Genomic DNA, 16333 nt, shown 5'->3' on the forward strand with positions numbered 1-16333 from the left:
TTTAGCTGTTCCATAATTTCCTTCACCCGCTCGCTTATGAGGTCAAGTTCTTGGTCGTTCTTATAAATGGGTATGATTACTACCTGGATGGGTGCCAATTTGGGCGGCAGCACAAGACCATTGTTGTCGGAGTGAGCCATAATAAGGGCGCCAATCAGGCGGGTTGAAACCCCCCATGAGCTAGCCCAAACGTACTCCAACTTTCCCTCTTTGCTGGTGAATTGCACGTCGAAAGCCTTGGCGAAATTTTGGCCAAGAAAGTGTGACGTACCCGACTGGAGTGCCTTGCCATCCTGCATTAACGCTTCTATGGTATAGGTTTCCACTGCACCGGCAAAGCGCTCGCTTTCCGACTTAATACCTTTAATCACCGGAAGCGACATCCATTTTTCAGCAAAGGTGGCATAAACGTCAATCATTCTCTCTGTTTCCTCAATTGCTTCCAGCTGGGTAGCATGGGCAGTATGCCCCTCTTGCCATAAGAATTCAGTTGTGCGTAGAAAGAGACGCGTGCGCATTTCCCAACGAACAACGTTTGCCCACTGGTTACATAGAATGGGGAGGTCACGATAGGAGGTTATCCAGTTCTTATAGGTGTTCCAGATAATGGTTTCTGAGGTTGGGCGCACAATGAGCTCCTCCTCCAGCTTTGCATCAGGGTCAACCACCACCCCTTTACCGTCAGGTGAGGCTTTTAACCTGTAATGGGTTACCACGGCACACTCCTTGGCGAATCCTTCAACGTGCTGGGCTTCCTTGCTAAAGAACGATTTTGGAATAAATAGCGGGAAATATGCATTGACGTGTCCTGTCTCCTTAAACATATGGTCGAGTGCCTGCTGCATTTTCTCCCAAATGGCATAGCCATAGGGCTTTATAACCATACAACCTCTAACCGCACTGTTTTCAGCAAGATCTGCTTTGATAACAAGATCGTTATACCACTGAGAATAATTTTCCTCTTTGTTGGTAAGTTCCTTAAGTTCTTTAGCCATTTTTAATCTTTGGTATGATATTTGCAATTTTCATGTAGGAAATAACAATTGCAAAGTAAACAAATATTACACTTTATTCATAAAAATTGGGAGGGAGATTACCATGAAAACTAAACTATTAACCATGTTTTTGGCAGCCGGGATGCTTTCAGGGTGTTCATCTGCTTTCTACCTTTCATCTGCCGATCCTGGGGCCGATGATGTTTACTACAACCCAAATAGGACTTACACGGCAGCAACAGCTCAACCGGAGATGAATCCTACAAACTCTAACGATCCTCGCATTGCAGAATTGCAGAAAAGAATGAATACTTCGATGTCTGACGCTGTTGCGGATACTACCTCCACTGCTGTTGATACAACGAATGTAGTGCAGAAGGATGAAAATCCATACAATTCCATTCTTGCATCTAGCTATCAGGATGCCCAAAATCGGAGAGATGCGGCACAAGCAGATCCCTCTATGAACTATAGCGATCTTCAAACCGCTTTATTCTACGCTTCAGCTTACGACCCAGCTTTTTACAATGTTATAGTTTATGGTTCACACGTTTGGGTTGAGCCTAAGTATATGTATACTGGCTGGTATAGGCCAGTTTCCAGCTTCTCGTATTACGGGGGATATGGTTATCCATACTCTTCCAGCGTTTATTTAGGTTTTGGCTATTCACCATTTGATTATGGTTTCTACCCGTTTTCCTATGGATTAGGATTGGCATTTTACGATCCTTACTATGGCTGGAATGATTGGGGTTTTGATAGGTATCACAACAACTATGGGTATAACAACTATGGGTATAACAACTACGGATACAACAACGGGCGAAATAGCTACTATGGACCACGACGCAGTTCTACAGGAAGTGTTTATAATTCATCCACAATGCTACGTAGAAGTACACCAAGTTCTATAGCTCGGTCTCGGTCTGAGGCAACTAATCCGAATACAACTGGCGTTCGTCGCCCGTATACAAATGCAACCAACCCTAATACAGGCACGGCTGGTTATACTAGAAGGCCTGCCGCCAATCCAAGAACTACATACACAAGACCTTCCGAATTAACAGGTAGGAGAACACCCAACGCCAGCAACTATACTCCCACCTATACACGGCCATCAAACGGATTAAGGCAGAACTACAATAACAATAGACCTGCTACCAGTAGTACTCCTGCTAACAACTATTATCGTAGACCTGCTTCTTCTACCACCACAACACCTAGTAGACCTGCAAGCACAAATGAATATCGTAGACCTGCAAGCACTACTAATGAGTATCGCAGACCTGCAAGCACTAATGAATTTATCAGACCTGCATCTTCTGGCTCGGTAGGTACCGGTACCTCCAACAGTAATTCTGGAGGTGGCAATGCTGGGACAAGAAGAAGGAGGTAATTAATGCTTAAACATTAAAAACTTAAATACAATGAAACGCATCGGTATAATTGTTTTTGGTTGGCTTGCCTTGAGCACCAACGGATTTGCTCAGAATTATCTTGATGCCTACCGGTATTCTGCTGATATCTATTCTGGAACAGCAAGGTTCACAGGGATGGCAGGCTCTTTTGGGGCATTGGGGGGGGATTTTTCTACTTCCAGTGTAAACCCGGCTGGTCTTGGTACCTTTAGGGCAAACGATTTTTCGTTCACACCTACCTTTAACTTTAACAATACTTCCTCAAGTTATTTAGGCAGCAAGGGAACCGATAATCGGTTTGCGTTTGGAATAGCCAATATGGGGCTGGTAACTACCTTTAAAAATTCGGGTCAGTCTGATAAACCTGGGCTAGTGAACTTTAATTTTGCCATTGGCTACAACAAGTTAAGGGATTACAATTCCAACGTTTACACTACTGCGATAAACAATTCTTCTTCCATAACGGACCAGTTTGCTGCGGATGCGAATAATTTGACTCAATATTACGGAATTAATAGTCCCGACGTCCTCACCATGCCTAATCCATATGATAGCAACACCGATCCATTCAATAATCCGCATTACGGTTCCGATTTGTGGCCTACCATTATGGCTTGGAATACTTTTGCAATTGATACCTTGAATGGTTCATTTATTCGTCCGTTGTATGGAGGTGATGCAGTTTATCAGAGCAATTCCATTACAACACGTGGATCACTTGGAGAATACACACTCAGCTTTGCTGGGAATGTGTCTGACAAATTCTACTTTGGTGGAACTCTAGGTATTCAGGATTTATACTATTCCAAAACTTCTGAATACACTGAGGATATTGTTGGCTCAAGCGCGAGTGGTTTTCAGAACCTTTTATACCGCCAAACCTTGGAAACGGTTGGAAGTGGCTATAACTTTAAGTTGGGTTTCATTTATAAGCCCATTCAAAGTTTAAGGATTGGTGCTGCTTTTCACACCCCCACATTTTTCGACCTAAAGGATAACTACAACAGCTACATGAGCTCTCAATTTACAGCAGGCTATTCTGATATTTATTCACCTCAAGGGCAGTATGATTATAGCCTAGTTACACCCTATCGGTTTATTGGTAGCTTAGCTTACCTGTATCAGGATAAGCTGGCTGTGAATGTCGATTATGAAAGGGTTAACTATCCATCCATGAGACTTCGAAATGGCGGCGATGGGTATTCATTTCATTCCGAGAATGATCAAATTACCCAAATGTTCAAGTCGTCTAATAATATTCGAATCGGTGCTGAATTTCATCAGGGAGCCCTCTATTTTAGAGGTGGGTATGCACTATACGGAACTCCATTTAAGTCTGGTTACCTTAACGATAATGCCAATACAACTGTAATTGCTGCAGGTATAGGACTTAGATCTTCCACGTTCTATATGGATTTTGCATACAACAACATTACAAGCAAGAACGAATATTACCTGTATGGTAATGAGAATCTTGTAAAAGATAACAATAAGCAAAACCAGGTGGTTTTCACCCTTGGGTATAGGTTTTAGCAATCAATAACGTTTGGAAAAAAAATTGGCCTGGCAAAAATTCTAGGCCAATTTTTTTATGGCCCTCCTCATAATATCTACGGAGAGAAGCCCCTCGTTAAATACGAGATCTACAACACTTAAATTTGGAACAAAGGGTTGCTTGTGCGAAAATACCTGATAGTAAGGAGCATCGTGGTAACTTGAGTCGATTTTGTTGGCATCACTCTTGGGCGATATACCCCTTAAATCGAGATGTGTCTCCTGATAGCAAGGAATATACTCCGATGTTGTTTCAATGTGGGCGGTAATTTCCAGAAAATCGAGGATGGATTCTATGAGCATTAAGTTTAGGTCGAAGAGATATTTTGTTTTCTTCTCAAAAAATGGAACAAGGGAGTCTGCGATGTGCTCAAAGTAGGGTGAACTTTTATATGCCGACTCCATGGCTCTCCAGTGAACTTTTTGCCATGGTGTGCAATAGTCAATTTCAACATCCCTGATGGGCATCTTATTTCCACTATCCTTTACCACTGGAATGGTAAGGTTAAGTGGACCATTGGCACTCAGAATTGTGCACCGATTCCTGTACGATTGCTTTGTATAGTGCTCGTGCTGCTCAATTAGTATGCGGCCATTCGATACTAGCCGAGAGAAGAGCTGGATTGGTGGGAAGTATGCCGTGGAAAGTATCGTTGATTCAGAACTCATAAGTCATCGTGTGTTTTGATGACATTTACGAAGGTAGTTGGGTTGCCATCGTTTTTTGCGGGCTGAATATCGAGCAGTTTTGCCATCAAGTCATATAAATCTACATTGTGAAATGGATTAACGGTAGTTTCCGGTATGAAGGTGGGCCCTGTCGCATAGAAAATACCATGCATGTCCGATATTTGAGGATCAAAGCCGTGATTACCTTTGCTGTATGTTCTTTCGCCTCCAAATCCTAAACTGTAGGAGGAATCAGCGACGAGGATATAGGGGTAGATGCGAGAATTGGAGCCAAAGTGTAATCGGGCGGGAATGTTCTTCTTTGTGTAGAGATGCATCCCTTTTACCGTGCTCAAGATTTGCATCTTGCTGGAATCGCTGGGGTTTTTTAGGCTAACGTTAAATACTGGAGAATTACCTTGTATAGCCGCAAGCATATCCTTGGATATGTAGTGAGAGAGGTCAATGTAGTGCTTTCGTGGGGTAGCACACATGCCATGGTCGGTGGTGATAATAACGTTTACCTTACCAGCGAGGCCCTTCGCTTTTATCTCTCTAAAAAGGTAAGCCAAGTTTCGGTCTATCTCTTCCACCACATCGGAGACCTCTTTTGAGCCTGGACCAAAGTGATGCCCTTTGCTATCGGGTTCATGAAAGTAAACCATTATCAAGCCCGGACGTTGCTCTGCTGGGAGCGTTAACCAGTTAAGAATGGAGTCCATTCGTGAATGGTATGGGATATTCTGTTGGTATGGATACCAGCGACTTGCGTGCCTTCCATTGATAGGTGCCTCTGCTCCAATCCAAAATAGCGTAAAGCTCTTTACACCTTGCCGCTCAGCGGTATTCCATATTGGTTCACCACCGTAAAAATCGGGATTCTGAACCGATAACTTTTCGTTACTCTTGTATTGCTTGTTTAGGTCGTTTGCATAGAATGAATTGAATATGATGCCGTGGTGGTCGGGTGTTAACCCTGTTGCCAAGGTATAGTGATTAGGGAAGGTTTTGCTGGGAAATGAAGGTATTATTTCACTCTTTACTCCAACCCTTGCAATAGAATCGAGGGTAGGAGTGTTGGCATGCTGAGGATAATCCCAACGAAATCCATCCAAGGATAATACGATTAAAGTGGGCTGTTGTGGCTGGGCCGAAAGCTCCAGTGACAATACGAGAATCACTACTCCGGTAAGCAATAGCTTTATTTGGTGTTTCATACTTGGATGCTAAATGGTAAAAACCGTTGAGGAGGATAGCTCAATCTCTTGAGCGTAGGCTCCCTGTTGATTATAATGAAAGCAAAAGTAGCGGATAATTTTGAGAGGCCAAGAAGCAAAAGTTAATTAACTGTTACGTTTAATGTAGGCTTCAACGTCGAATTTCCGTTTTGCGCCGTTGTAGTTCATGTAGCGGATCTTGCCAAACACCGGTCGCTCAAACCAAGCTCGGTCATGTACTCCGCCAATGGCCCATGCAATGCCTGCATAACCGTTTGGGTCGCGACCATCGAGCGAGTAGGCGTTGTTAAGATAAATGGCAATTTCCAGTGCCTCTTCCGGTGATCTAGTCCATTCGAGAATCTTCTTTGCCCAGTACATGCGCATGTAACCATGCATCTTGCCTTTGCATCCCATCTCCTTCTGGGCTGCGTTCCATAGCGGATCGTGGGTTTTGGCTTTTGCAAAGACTTCTAACGGGTAGGTGTAGTCCCGCTCATCTTGCCTGTGTTGGTTAAGGGTAGCCTGCGCCCACGATGGAAGACCAAGAAAAGAGTCGTAGTTTTTATTGTAGTAACAGAAGTTTTCTGCCAGCTCACGCCTTACTATTAGTTCCTCCAAAAATGATTCTTTATCATTGGCGAGGGCCTCGCTCTTAAGAATCTCTAGAGCAACTCTTTGGGCTGAAAGCATGCCGAAGTGGAGGTAGGGGGAGAGATGAGAAAGCCAGCTGAGTTCGGGCAGGTTTCGTTTTTCGGCATACCCGTCGAGCCGGTTTGTAATGAAGGAATCCAGCATCTGTTTCGCTGCCTTCTCTCCCGGCTTAATCCATACAAGTGCTGGTGGGTTTATGGTGCTGTTTAGGTGAATAGCATCCCAACTATTTTTAATTCTTGGGCTCGAATATTCTTGAACCTGCAATTGTGGAAACTCAGTTAGAAAATTTGGAAGAAGCCGTTTCAACTTAGGCCTTAGCGTGTAGGCACCAAATTCCTGCTTGGAAGAGGCAAGCCAGCATGGTACTATGTTGTGAGCATCTACGGTTATTACCGGAATAGTGACCTTGGCTACCACATCTCCCAGCCACCGCTGCTTGATGCGAAGCGGGTCAAAGTCGGTTATGAGCAAAGCGGCATTATGGCATTCAATAAAGTTTGATATTTGTTCTTCTGGCTGGCCAAGTATGAGATGAAATGGAATATGGTAGGCCTCTAATCCTCTCTCGAGTTCCTTTAATCCAGCAATCATGAAATCATAACTGCGAAGTGAGGCATCAAGAAAGGAGGGTGCAAGACAAAATACGACTTCAACATGGGTGTTCTTCTCTGCTGCAACTTTTTGGCTATACAGCAGCGCCCAGTTGTCGTTGAAGCGCTGGGCCCTGCTCATCCAGTAGATTACAGGCCCCTCTTTGTTACTGCCTTCCCGTTCAACCTTTACGCGAGGTCCTATCATCAACATTAGTTGCGGGTTTTAAACTGTAGCTCGATGGAAGTAGCTAATTGGAGCTCTTGACCAAGGTCATGGATGGCTTCGTCATCTGAGCTGTAATGCCAAGTGGCCTTAAGGTTCGATTTGTCGGAAATCCTAAATAAACGTCCGCAAACTTTTGTAAGAAAGAGGGTGGAGGGGGTGTCGGAATAGAATACCTCAAAAAAGACGGACGTATTTTTTTGCGGATGTTCACTATACTCTTCGAGCCATTGAAGAAAGTCGTCGTAAACTTTTTGTGCTGAAACGCCGGAAATTACCGTGTTGAAGAAATTCCCAGAAAGAGAAATAATCCCATTGTTTGCATTGCCCTCAATATTGAGCTGTGTAAGTTTCGCGTTTGAGGTAAACTGTTTTTCCATGATTCTTGGAGTATTCAGATTTACACTTGCAAGATATGGAAAGATAGTTCAAAGAATAATCATTGTCAATTATTTAAACCGATTATGATTAAAAAAAAGAGGGTGTTTCTCATGGAAAAACACCCTCCAGCTCCAGTATTTTTGAATGATTATATCAACGATTTTTGCTTTAGCAAACTCTCAGCATTAAGCAAAATATCCACGTATTGGGAGCGCTGGTATGCAAATGGGAAGTTGATATTCTTCTTTGATAATTTTCCCTGAAATTCTTGAATGTTTTCATAGCCTTTGCGCTGCATCCACATTTCCAACTCTTTAACCATTGTGTTGGCATGGCTTATTTTATTCCTGTAGAAGGCGCTAACAACCTGTACTGCCGATGCTCCAGCTAGTATCATTTTGGCAATATCCTGGCCGGTGCTAACTGCTGTACTTCCGCATAGGTCGGCAGAAATGTGTCCAAACAATAGCCCAGTAAAGCGTAGCGGAAGGAGCATTTCATCGGGTGTGCTTAGGGTCATCCGCTGAACGAGCCGTTCCTGCTCCACATCAATATCGGGTTGGTAAAAGCGGTTAAACAGAACTACACCATCTGCGCCAGCCATACTCAGCTGGGAAATAACCTCCAGCTGGTTGGCATAAAATGGGCTAAGTTTAACACTAATAGGAATAGAGACTACGGCTTTTATTCTTTTGAGAATCTCTATTTGCTCCTCTATGACAGTGGCACCTGAGACGCCAAAATCTTTTGGTGTATGGTAAAAGTTGATCTCAATGGCATCGACACCTGTGGCTTCAACCTTCTTGGCATATTCTACCCATGAATCGGAATACACTGCGTTTATGCTGGCAATCAGCGGGATGGATACAGCCTTGCGAGCTTCTCGAATTTTTTGGAGGTGCACTTCTGGGCCTGCATATTTTAGATTTGGAAAGAGCCTAACCATCTCTGCATGTCGCTCATTGTAAGCCTCCATCTCATCTTCCATCTCCATCTCTTCCAGTTGAATCTGCTCTTCGAAGAGTGATTTGAACACGATGGCACCAACACCAGCTTCTTGCAGCTTGGTTACCTTCTCAACGGAATCGCTTAAATTACTTGCTCCAGCAATGATCGGGTTCCGGAGCTCCAGCCCTAAGTAGTTGGTCTTAATGTTAGTCATAACACGAGGTATTACTGTTAGTAGCTAAATTCTTCGATTGCTATCGTTGAAATTGTCTAACAGTAAAACCCCGATTCTACCTGTTTTGTTCAAGGATTCCCATCAGTCTACTTAGCAGTCGCTCGGGGCCGGGGATGGGAAATGATTTGTAATAATTGCTGGAGGTAATGGCAAACACCATGTTTAATGAGGGTATTACATAGATATATTGGTCACCTAGTCCGGCGGCAAATATTACTTGGCGCTTATTTACCTCTTTCTGCCAAAATAGGTAGCTATAAAAAACCTCGTTACCTGCATTTACTTTTGGAATTAATATTTGGTCAACCCACGCTTTGGGTATGAGATTACCTTTGCTTGATTCTGCATCAAGCATTAGCTGGCCCAGCTTCGCCAATTCGCGAACTTGAAGTGTAATACCACCCCATGATGGATGGCCATTACCTGGATAGCTATCCCAGGTTTTAACCTTTATGCCTGCAGGATTAAATAGGTTTTTGTAAACAATAGAATCGAGGGTTGTGTGGCAAGTTTTTTCCATGATGTCCTTAAGGAGTTCTACTGCGGCGCTGTTGTAGTTAAATCGTACTCCAGGGTCGGCATCCATGGGTTGTTCTAGTGCCAACTTACCCCAATCCTTTGTGGATTTTTTTAAAACGTTCAGCGCATTGTAGGAGTATGTATAGTCGGGATACCATTCCTGCCATGCAAGTCCAGTAGTTTGGTTGAGCAGGTCCGAAATCCTTATTTTCTGCTTTCTTGGATCTGCCTTGAATATGGAATCGTACTGGGGGAGATACTGTTCGATGTAGTCGTTGGTCTTAAATTTGCCCTGTTCTACGCAGATGCCACAGGCTAGCGACACAATACTTTTTGTAATGGAATTTATGGGGAATGGTGTTTGATTCGAGAATAATCCATAGTAAGCCTCTCCCAGCATTTTGCCGTTTTGCATCACTACCATACCGTTTACATCACCGTAGGTGTTGCCACGTGTATCCTTAAATACGGAGAGTAGTGAATCCATCACTACCTGGTTGTCGCTAAATAATCGATAGTTAAAAATGCTATCGGTACTGCCAACTGGTGCTGAAAAGAGTGATAGAGTTATCGATAATAATAGGGTAACGCTTACTAATTTTTTCATTCCTTCAAAATTTCAATTTACAATCTGGTTTTGATCGCACTCACTATTCGCGACAGTGAATCGGACAATGTAGCTCTGGGACAAGCTGCGTTTAGACGCATAAATCCAGCACCTTGTGTGCCATAAATGGTTCCGTCGCTTAATCCAACGTTGGCTTCCTGTATTAATAGTTGTATCAACTTTTCTTGGGCGATCTTTAGCCCCCGAAAATCAACCCAGGAGAGGTAGGTTCCCTCCGGAATATTGGCCGATATGGGGAGCTGGCTGTCGTGGAGCATCTGTTTTACCAGCGCAAGATTACCATAAAGGTAGCTGTTTAAACTCTTTACCCATTCGTCGCCATGGGTGTATGCGGATTGCATGGCAGTTATCCCGAATATATTCCCCATGCCAATGTGAAGGGCGCTGAGCGTGGCGCCAAATTTTTTGCGTAGATCACTGTTCGGAATTATGGCCAACCCCGTGGATAACCCAGCAAGGTTAAAAGTTTTGCTTGGAGCAATAAAGGTGATGCTTTGCTGAGCAATACCTTCATTTACTGCTGCCAGAGGCGTATGCCGATGAGGTGGCATGGTAATATCCGAATGAATTTCGTCGGAGATAATGGTTGCTCCATGTTGCATAGCCATCTCTGCCAAGGTGGTTAGCTCTGCCTTGGTAAAAACTCGACCTACCGGATTGTGGGGGTTCGAGAGAATGAGCATCTTAACTCCAGAAGCAAACAGCGATTCCAGGTGGTCAAAATTCATTTGGTAGTATCCGTCGCTGTTAGCAATGAGCGGGTTCTCAACCAAGGTTCGACGATGGTCGTTGATTGCCGCAAAAAATGGTGTATAAACAGGAGGTTGAATTGCTACCTTTTGGCCTTGGTTGGTAAATGCCAATATGGCTACATTAATTGCTGGAACAATACCGGGACAAAGCGTTATCCACTCGGGTTTAATGTCCCATCCGTGCTGCCGCTTAACCCAGCCTACAACGGCATTTTTTGCCTCCTCCGAAAGAAAGGTATAACCGAAAATGGGATGGGTTAACCGTTCTGCAATGGCTTCCCGAATAAATATTGGTGTTGCAAAATCCATGTCGGCAACCCAGAGGGGGGTAACTGCCGAATTTCCGAATGTCTTTTCCCTTAGGTCGTACTTAACACATGCGGTATTCTCACGAGGGATAAGCTCATCAAACTCTTGTAGCATGGCAGGCAAAAATGAACAAGCCCCCAAATGCTGGGGCTTATGCTTAATTAGTTTTTGCTAAGCTCGCTAAGCTGCTCAAACTGCTTATTTACACCATTTACTAGCTCTTCGAACAAACCATTAAAATATGCCTTACTCTTTCGGGCATTTTCGAACTTGCCGCTAGTGTGTATTTTGTTGACAAGAGCAGAGCGTAGCTCGTCTGCCTCAAGAGCGATCTTCTCAGCAGCCTCTATTTTTTTTCCCGGATTAAGGTAGATGTATACGTAACAATCCGAAATAACCTCGTCAGTTAGGAATTGAATATCCTTTTTCAGTGATCTGATACTTGCCATAGTGCTATTATTTTAATTGTCAAAAGTAGCAAAAAAGTTTAATATCGCAGTGCGAAATTGGTTTTGGGGTAGGAAAGTAGAGAAAACTGATGCAACCTAGATGAAGCAACGGTGTATTCTTTTAACAAAAGGTTTTGAGATTACTTCTGGTTGAAGGAACTGCTAGCCCTCAACGGCCTCGAATCGGTGTGAAAGTTTTATGTCGGGTAGCCCAAGAAGAACTTGACCCTCTTCCAGCAAGTCATCATCGTCCTTTTGATACTTCCACACAACCTCAATTTGGAATCCCTTTTTTTGAAAAACGGTAAGCTTTCGAAGTATCTCTCGAAGATATTTGTATGATGAGGAGTTGATATACCGAAACGACAGCTCTGCTGTAACAACCCCTAAGTTGCTGGTTTGGTTTTGTTCAAAAAACTCATCAAGCCAAACCAAAACGCGGGTATAGAATTCCTTAGCATTTTCAGGATGCGAAATGCCTGAAATGGCGAAAAGAAGAGTCTTGGGGTCAAAGTAAACCTCTGGAGTATCTATGGCGCTTTGTATCCTAAGTGGTTCCAATTCCTAATTTTTTCTCAAAGTTAGCAAACTACCTCAAATGTTTGTAAAAAGTTTGATGAAATAGCCTTTTTGATGGGTTATGAACATCGTTCTATTGATATTTGATGTAAATCGCGTATGTTTGATGGTTGTTAATACTGCTAAATCGTAAGACCGTTTGGTTGTGGCATGATGAGACATGTTGAGTGTTCATTATATTTGCCTCATACATAGCTATAAAAGCAGTAGAAACCCTATCGTGCATAATGAAGAATTGGTGGGATATAGAGTTTAAATATTATTCGAGAATTAGAATCTGGTTAAAACGCTGGACCTTAATTTTGAACCGGTTCTCAGTGTTCGCAGCCACCGTATTAATTCTAACCTTTATATTTGATGTGGGTTTTCTGTCTGGGGTTGAACCGCGCCAACACCTGCATCTGTTCTATGGGCTAAGCCTTGGTTTTTTCTTTGCCTACTACTTGGTAAGTTTTATTCGAGCTTTGTATGAGAAGACCGATAAGCGTTACATTATTTGGCCTGATTTTGCGCGGCTTGTGCTGGTTTTTTTGGTACTTGGGGGTGGTTTTTTGAACGTGGAATACTTTGAAAGTTTTCCAATTCTTCGGTTGTTCACACACCGATATGTTTTGAACCTGACCTTTTTGATCATATTTTTATCTGAATCGGGACGAATTAGCCTGCGATTGCTAAACCGCAGGATGAATCCGGCACTGCTCTTTATTGGAAGCTTTACTGCTCTGATTATTATTGGTGCAGGGCTTCTATTGTTACCCAATTCCACCACTACTGGTATCTCCTTGGTCGATTCACTCTTCACCTCTACCAGCGCCGTGTGCGTTACGGGATTGGTGGTGATGGACACGGCTACTGCATTCACCCCTTTGGGACAGACCATTATTCTTGGACTCATACAACTTGGTGGTTTGGGTGTAATGACCTTTACGACATTTTTTGGTCTGTTTTTCAGAATGGGCAACAGCTTTCAATCACAGCTCTTACTCAAAGAGGTACTCAATCTTGACAAGGTAAGCGGTATGTTTCGAGTGCTGCTGAAAATTTTGTTGGTAACCCTGTTTTTTGAATTTTTGGGTGCCGTGCTCATCTTCCATTCCATAGCCGGTGTTCCTAGTCTTGGTGGGATTCAGGATAAGGTAGCCTTTTCCGTATTTCACTCCATTTCCGCCTTTTGTAATGCAGGTTTTTCTACCCTTAGCAACGGATTATATTCCGAGGCCATAAGGTATAACCATGGCTTGCAAGTTTGGATTATGGCTTTAATAGTGCTCGGTGGACTTGGTTTTCCGATCATCTTCAACTACTTTACCCTGATTCGTCATTTTATTGGCAACAAGGTGAGGCAGCTCTTGGGTCGACAGGTTAGGTACATTCACCGCCCGCGTATTATAAACCTGAATGCCAGGATAGTGGTGTTTACAACAGCGTCGCTGATAGTTTTTGGTGCAATAATGTTTTTTTTGTTTGAACAAAACAACACCCTGGCAGGGGAGTCCTGGTTTGGGAAGATTTCGGGCTCTTTCTTTGGTTCCATTACCCCTAGAACGGCAGGATTTAATACTGTTGATGTGAGCAAACTACTCACCCCGACTCTATTGTTAACTATGTTTTTAATGTGGATAGGTGCATCTCCTGGGTCCACGGGTGGTGGTATTAAGACTACAACTTTCACGGTAGCTTTGCTGAATTTGGTGAACCTTGCAACTGGTAAAAACCACTTTGTGATAGGACGTCGCGAAATTCCATATAACTCTGTGCAGCGTGCTTTTGCAGTTGTTTTTCTTTCAATTTTGGTTATCTCCTTTGGAACATTTCTGATACTTATATTTCAACCTGGATTAAACCCTCTTTTCGTGCTTTTTGAAGCTACTTCGGCCTTCAGTACCGTAGGTCTCTCGCTTGGCATTACCTCTCAACTGGTAATTCCTTCTAAAATTGTGATAATTTGCATGATGCTTGCTGGTAGAGTTGGGCTCTTAACCCTTATTTTTTCCTTTGTTGGCGAACAAAAAAATACGAAGGGATTTCGACTCCCGAGTGAAAATATTTATATAAACTAGACTATGAAGCTAATCGTTATTGGTCTTGGGAATTTTGGCGCAGCGCTGGCAATTCGTATGACAGAGCTTGGTCATGAGGTAATAGGGGTGGATAGCAACTCCCATAAGGTGGAGGAGTTGAAGGACCAAATTACCTCTACCATTTGCATGAATGCGGAGGAGTTTCACGATTTAAAATATCTACCGCTCGACGATTGCGATGCAGTTGTGGTCTCGATTGGTGAGACTTTTGGCACATCGGTGCTGGTAACCGCTCAGCTGAAGCAGCTGGGAGTTAAACGCATAATGGCTCGTTCCATTTCTGCACTTCACAAAACGGTATTGGAGGCCATTGGTGTTTCTGAAATTTTTTCGCCTGAGTTGGATATGGCCGAGTCGTTTGCCTTGAAGTTGGAACTCGAAAATGTGGTTAGTGTTTTCCATATTTCCAAAGATTTCAAGGTGGTTGAGGCTATTACTCCTGCAGCTATGGTCAATAGGACTATTGGTGAGATAGGTTTTGAAGAAAACTACAACCTGCAGCTGCTGTCGATAAAGCGCATGGAGGCGGTACGAAACATGATTGGGATTTCTAGCCAAGAGCAGAAGGTGTACTCGCAGCTAACCAACGATTTTGCCATAGTGCAAGACGATGTGCTGGTAATTGCAGGCACCACTATTGCCCTTAAAAAGTTATGGGCAGTACTCTAGTCTTATTGTGGGATCTACTTTTTAAATATAAAGTACACGGCTAGGACGAGAAATACAAACCCAATGATTTGGCTCGATCTAAAGGTCTCGTGCTTGAAAACCAGCAGGCTAAAGGCTGTAAACACGCAGAGCGTAATTACCTCTTGAATCACCTTTAACTCCACCAGCGAAAAAGGACCGCCGTTTTCTTTGTAGCCAATTCTATTTGCAGGAACCTGAAAAAAGTATTCAAATAGCGCTATTCCCCAGCTGATGAGGATAATGCTAATAAGCCCCAAGTTCTCGAACCATTTAAGCTCTTTGAACTTTAAATGGCCGTACCACGCAAGCGTCATGAAGGTGTTGGAAAGAATCAGCAGTAATATGGTGTAGAGTGCTTTCATAAGGGCAATTTTGAGTTGCAAAGCTAATTCAATGTTGCATACATTGTTTTTTACTTCCAAAATAAATTTTCAATTGAACCAATGCTAAGTTAAATTGTTGATTTCCTGATTATATCACTTGTGCATAAACAGGCATGTTTTTTTGATTTCATTGAGAAATACCTTTACTGTTATACTCTTGGCTAACTTAAAACCCTTCTAACAATGAAAAAAGTGAATTTTGTAATTCAGATAGTGCTTGGAGTGCTACTTCTGATTTTTGGGCTTAATAAGTTTTTCGGATTTTTACCCATGATGCCAATGCCTGCTGCTGCTGCCAGTTTTGGTGGGGCCTTAATGGCTACCGGATACATGATGAATATGATAGCAGTTGTTGAGGTGCTGGTGGGCGCACTGTTGGTCATTAACAAATTTGTTGCGCTGGCCCTGCTGTTTCTGGCACCACTTACCGTAAATATTATTGCTTTTCATCTGTTTCTCGATCTTCCGGGGATTGGTCCGGGGGCGTTGGTTGCATTGCTCAACATTTACCTGTTCTTTGTTTATAAATCAGCCTATAAGGGTGTCCTAAAAGCATAATGCACTTGTATATTGCTTTCAACCGGAGTTTTGTTCATTACGGCAATCCTCCGGTTGTTTTTTTAACATGATAATCAAGATTCATTCAAAGAGGTAGGTTTTTTACTCCAGATAATAACAGTGTATGGGCTATTGATAAATACTGGTGGTTGAAGTGTAAAATTCTTTATACTTTCGCTTCACAGGATAAACTGTTGCATTATGATAAAAAAAATAAGCTTGCTGGCGTGCATGATGCTGATAGCCTTGCAGGTTAGAGTTCAGGCGCAGGAGGCTGCCACCATCCCGCTGGTAATTGATACCGACTGTGCCACCGACGATTTTATGGCGATAAGTGCCATTCTCTCGAGCAGCGACTTTAAGGTGCTGGGTGTTGTTTGCACCGATGGAGGATTATCTCCACAGACAGGTGCTACAGCGGTTAGACAATTGGTAAGACAGGCCGGATTGAATATTCCGGTTGTTGCTGGCGTCGATTTGGGACAGAACCCACAG

At 43.1% G+C, this 16333-nt stretch carries 17 protein-coding genes; 6 read left to right on the top strand and 11 right to left on the bottom strand.

Going from position 1 to position 16333, the window contains the following annotated elements; genetic code table 11:
• The coding region (locus tag VMW01_16895) for an aminoacyl--tRNA ligase-related protein (GenBank protein HUW07919.1) at nt 1–995 on the bottom strand (995 nt) is incomplete at its 3' end.
• Between the two features lie 124 nt (nt 996–1119).
• Here VMW01_16895 and VMW01_16900 point away from each other — a divergent pair.
• The gene (locus VMW01_16900; GenBank protein HUW07920.1) at nt 1120–2391 is read left to right on the top strand and encodes a hypothetical protein; all 1272 of its coding nucleotides are present in this window, start codon (nt 1120–1122) and stop codon (nt 2389–2391) included.
• A gap of 31 nt (nt 2392–2422) precedes the next feature.
• A complete protein-coding gene (locus tag VMW01_16905; protein ID HUW07921.1) occupies nt 2423–3946 on the top strand; it encodes a hypothetical protein in 1524 nt (507 codons plus the stop codon).
• Nucleotides 3947–3988: 42 nt separating this feature from the next.
• Here the strand turns inward: VMW01_16905 and VMW01_16910 are convergent, their stop codons facing one another.
• The 9 genes from VMW01_16910 to VMW01_16950 all read right to left on the bottom strand — a co-directional run bounded on the left by VMW01_16910 (nt 3989) and on the right by VMW01_16950 (nt 12108).
• Nucleotides 3989–4636 (bottom strand): WbqC family protein, encoded by a 648-nt coding sequence (locus VMW01_16910; GenBank protein ID HUW07922.1) that lies wholly within the window; start codon nt 4634–4636, stop codon nt 3989–3991.
• Entirely contained in the window at nt 4633–5853 is a 1221-nt protein-coding gene (locus VMW01_16915) for an ectonucleotide pyrophosphatase/phosphodiesterase (GenBank protein ID HUW07923.1), read from the bottom strand. Before VMW01_16915 ends, VMW01_16910 begins: the two co-directional genes overlap by 4 nt.
• Before the next feature lie 126 nt (nt 5854–5979).
• Nucleotides 5980–7314 (bottom strand): deoxyribodipyrimidine photo-lyase, encoded by a 1335-nt coding sequence (locus VMW01_16920; protein ID HUW07924.1) that lies wholly within the window; start codon nt 7312–7314, stop codon nt 5980–5982.
• Nucleotides 7314–7706: a SiaC family regulatory phosphoprotein gene (locus VMW01_16925; protein HUW07925.1), complete on the bottom strand. Its 393-nt coding sequence runs from the start codon at nt 7704–7706 to the stop codon at nt 7314–7316. Before VMW01_16925 ends, VMW01_16920 begins: the two co-directional genes overlap by 1 nt.
• A 149-nt stretch (nt 7707–7855) precedes the next feature.
• Nucleotides 7856–8869, bottom strand: coding sequence for a dihydroorotate dehydrogenase-like protein (locus VMW01_16930; protein HUW07926.1), 1014 nt, complete (start codon nt 8867–8869; stop codon nt 7856–7858).
• Between the two features lie 76 nt (nt 8870–8945).
• The gene (locus VMW01_16935; GenBank protein ID HUW07927.1) at nt 8946–10016 is read right to left on the bottom strand and encodes a serine hydrolase; all 1071 of its coding nucleotides are present in this window, start codon (nt 10014–10016) and stop codon (nt 8946–8948) included.
• A 17-nt stretch (nt 10017–10033) separates the two neighbouring features.
• A complete protein-coding gene (locus VMW01_16940) occupies nt 10034–11212 on the bottom strand; it encodes a PatB family C-S lyase (GenBank protein ID HUW07928.1) in 1179 nt (392 codons plus the stop codon).
• Nucleotides 11213–11259: 47 nt separating this feature from the next.
• Nucleotides 11260–11547, bottom strand: a complete 288-nt coding sequence (locus tag VMW01_16945) for a hypothetical protein (protein ID HUW07929.1) — start codon at nt 11545–11547, stop codon at nt 11260–11262.
• Between the two features lie 162 nt (nt 11548–11709).
• A complete protein-coding gene (locus tag VMW01_16950; protein HUW07930.1) occupies nt 11710–12108 on the bottom strand; it encodes a DUF1987 domain-containing protein in 399 nt (132 codons plus the stop codon).
• A 320-nt stretch (nt 12109–12428) separates the two neighbouring features.
• Here VMW01_16950 and VMW01_16955 point away from each other — a divergent pair, with 320 nt between their 5' ends.
• Nucleotides 12429–14186: a potassium transporter TrkG gene (locus VMW01_16955; protein HUW07931.1), complete on the top strand. Its 1758-nt coding sequence runs from the start codon at nt 12429–12431 to the stop codon at nt 14184–14186.
• A gap of 3 nt (nt 14187–14189) precedes the next feature.
• On the top strand, nt 14190–14876 hold the full coding sequence (locus VMW01_16960) for a TrkA family potassium uptake protein (GenBank protein HUW07932.1): 687 nt from the start codon (nt 14190–14192) through the stop codon (nt 14874–14876).
• A gap of 14 nt (nt 14877–14890) precedes the next feature.
• Here the strand turns inward: VMW01_16960 and VMW01_16965 are convergent, their stop codons facing one another.
• Nucleotides 14891–15259, bottom strand: a complete 369-nt coding sequence (locus VMW01_16965) for a DMT family protein (GenBank protein ID HUW07933.1) — start codon at nt 15257–15259, stop codon at nt 14891–14893.
• Between the two features lie 204 nt (nt 15260–15463).
• Here VMW01_16965 and VMW01_16970 point away from each other — a divergent pair, with 204 nt between their 5' ends.
• Nucleotides 15464–15838, top strand: coding sequence for a hypothetical protein (locus VMW01_16970; protein HUW07934.1), 375 nt, complete (start codon nt 15464–15466; stop codon nt 15836–15838).
• A 201-nt stretch (nt 15839–16039) separates the two neighbouring features.
• Nucleotides 16040–16333 (top strand): nucleoside hydrolase (locus VMW01_16975; protein ID HUW07935.1); only part of this gene is annotated, 294 nt, incomplete at its 3' end.

It is taken from the genome of Williamwhitmania sp. (genome assembly GCA_035529935.1).
GTDB lineage: Bacteria > Bacteroidota > Bacteroidia > Bacteroidales > Williamwhitmaniaceae > Williamwhitmania.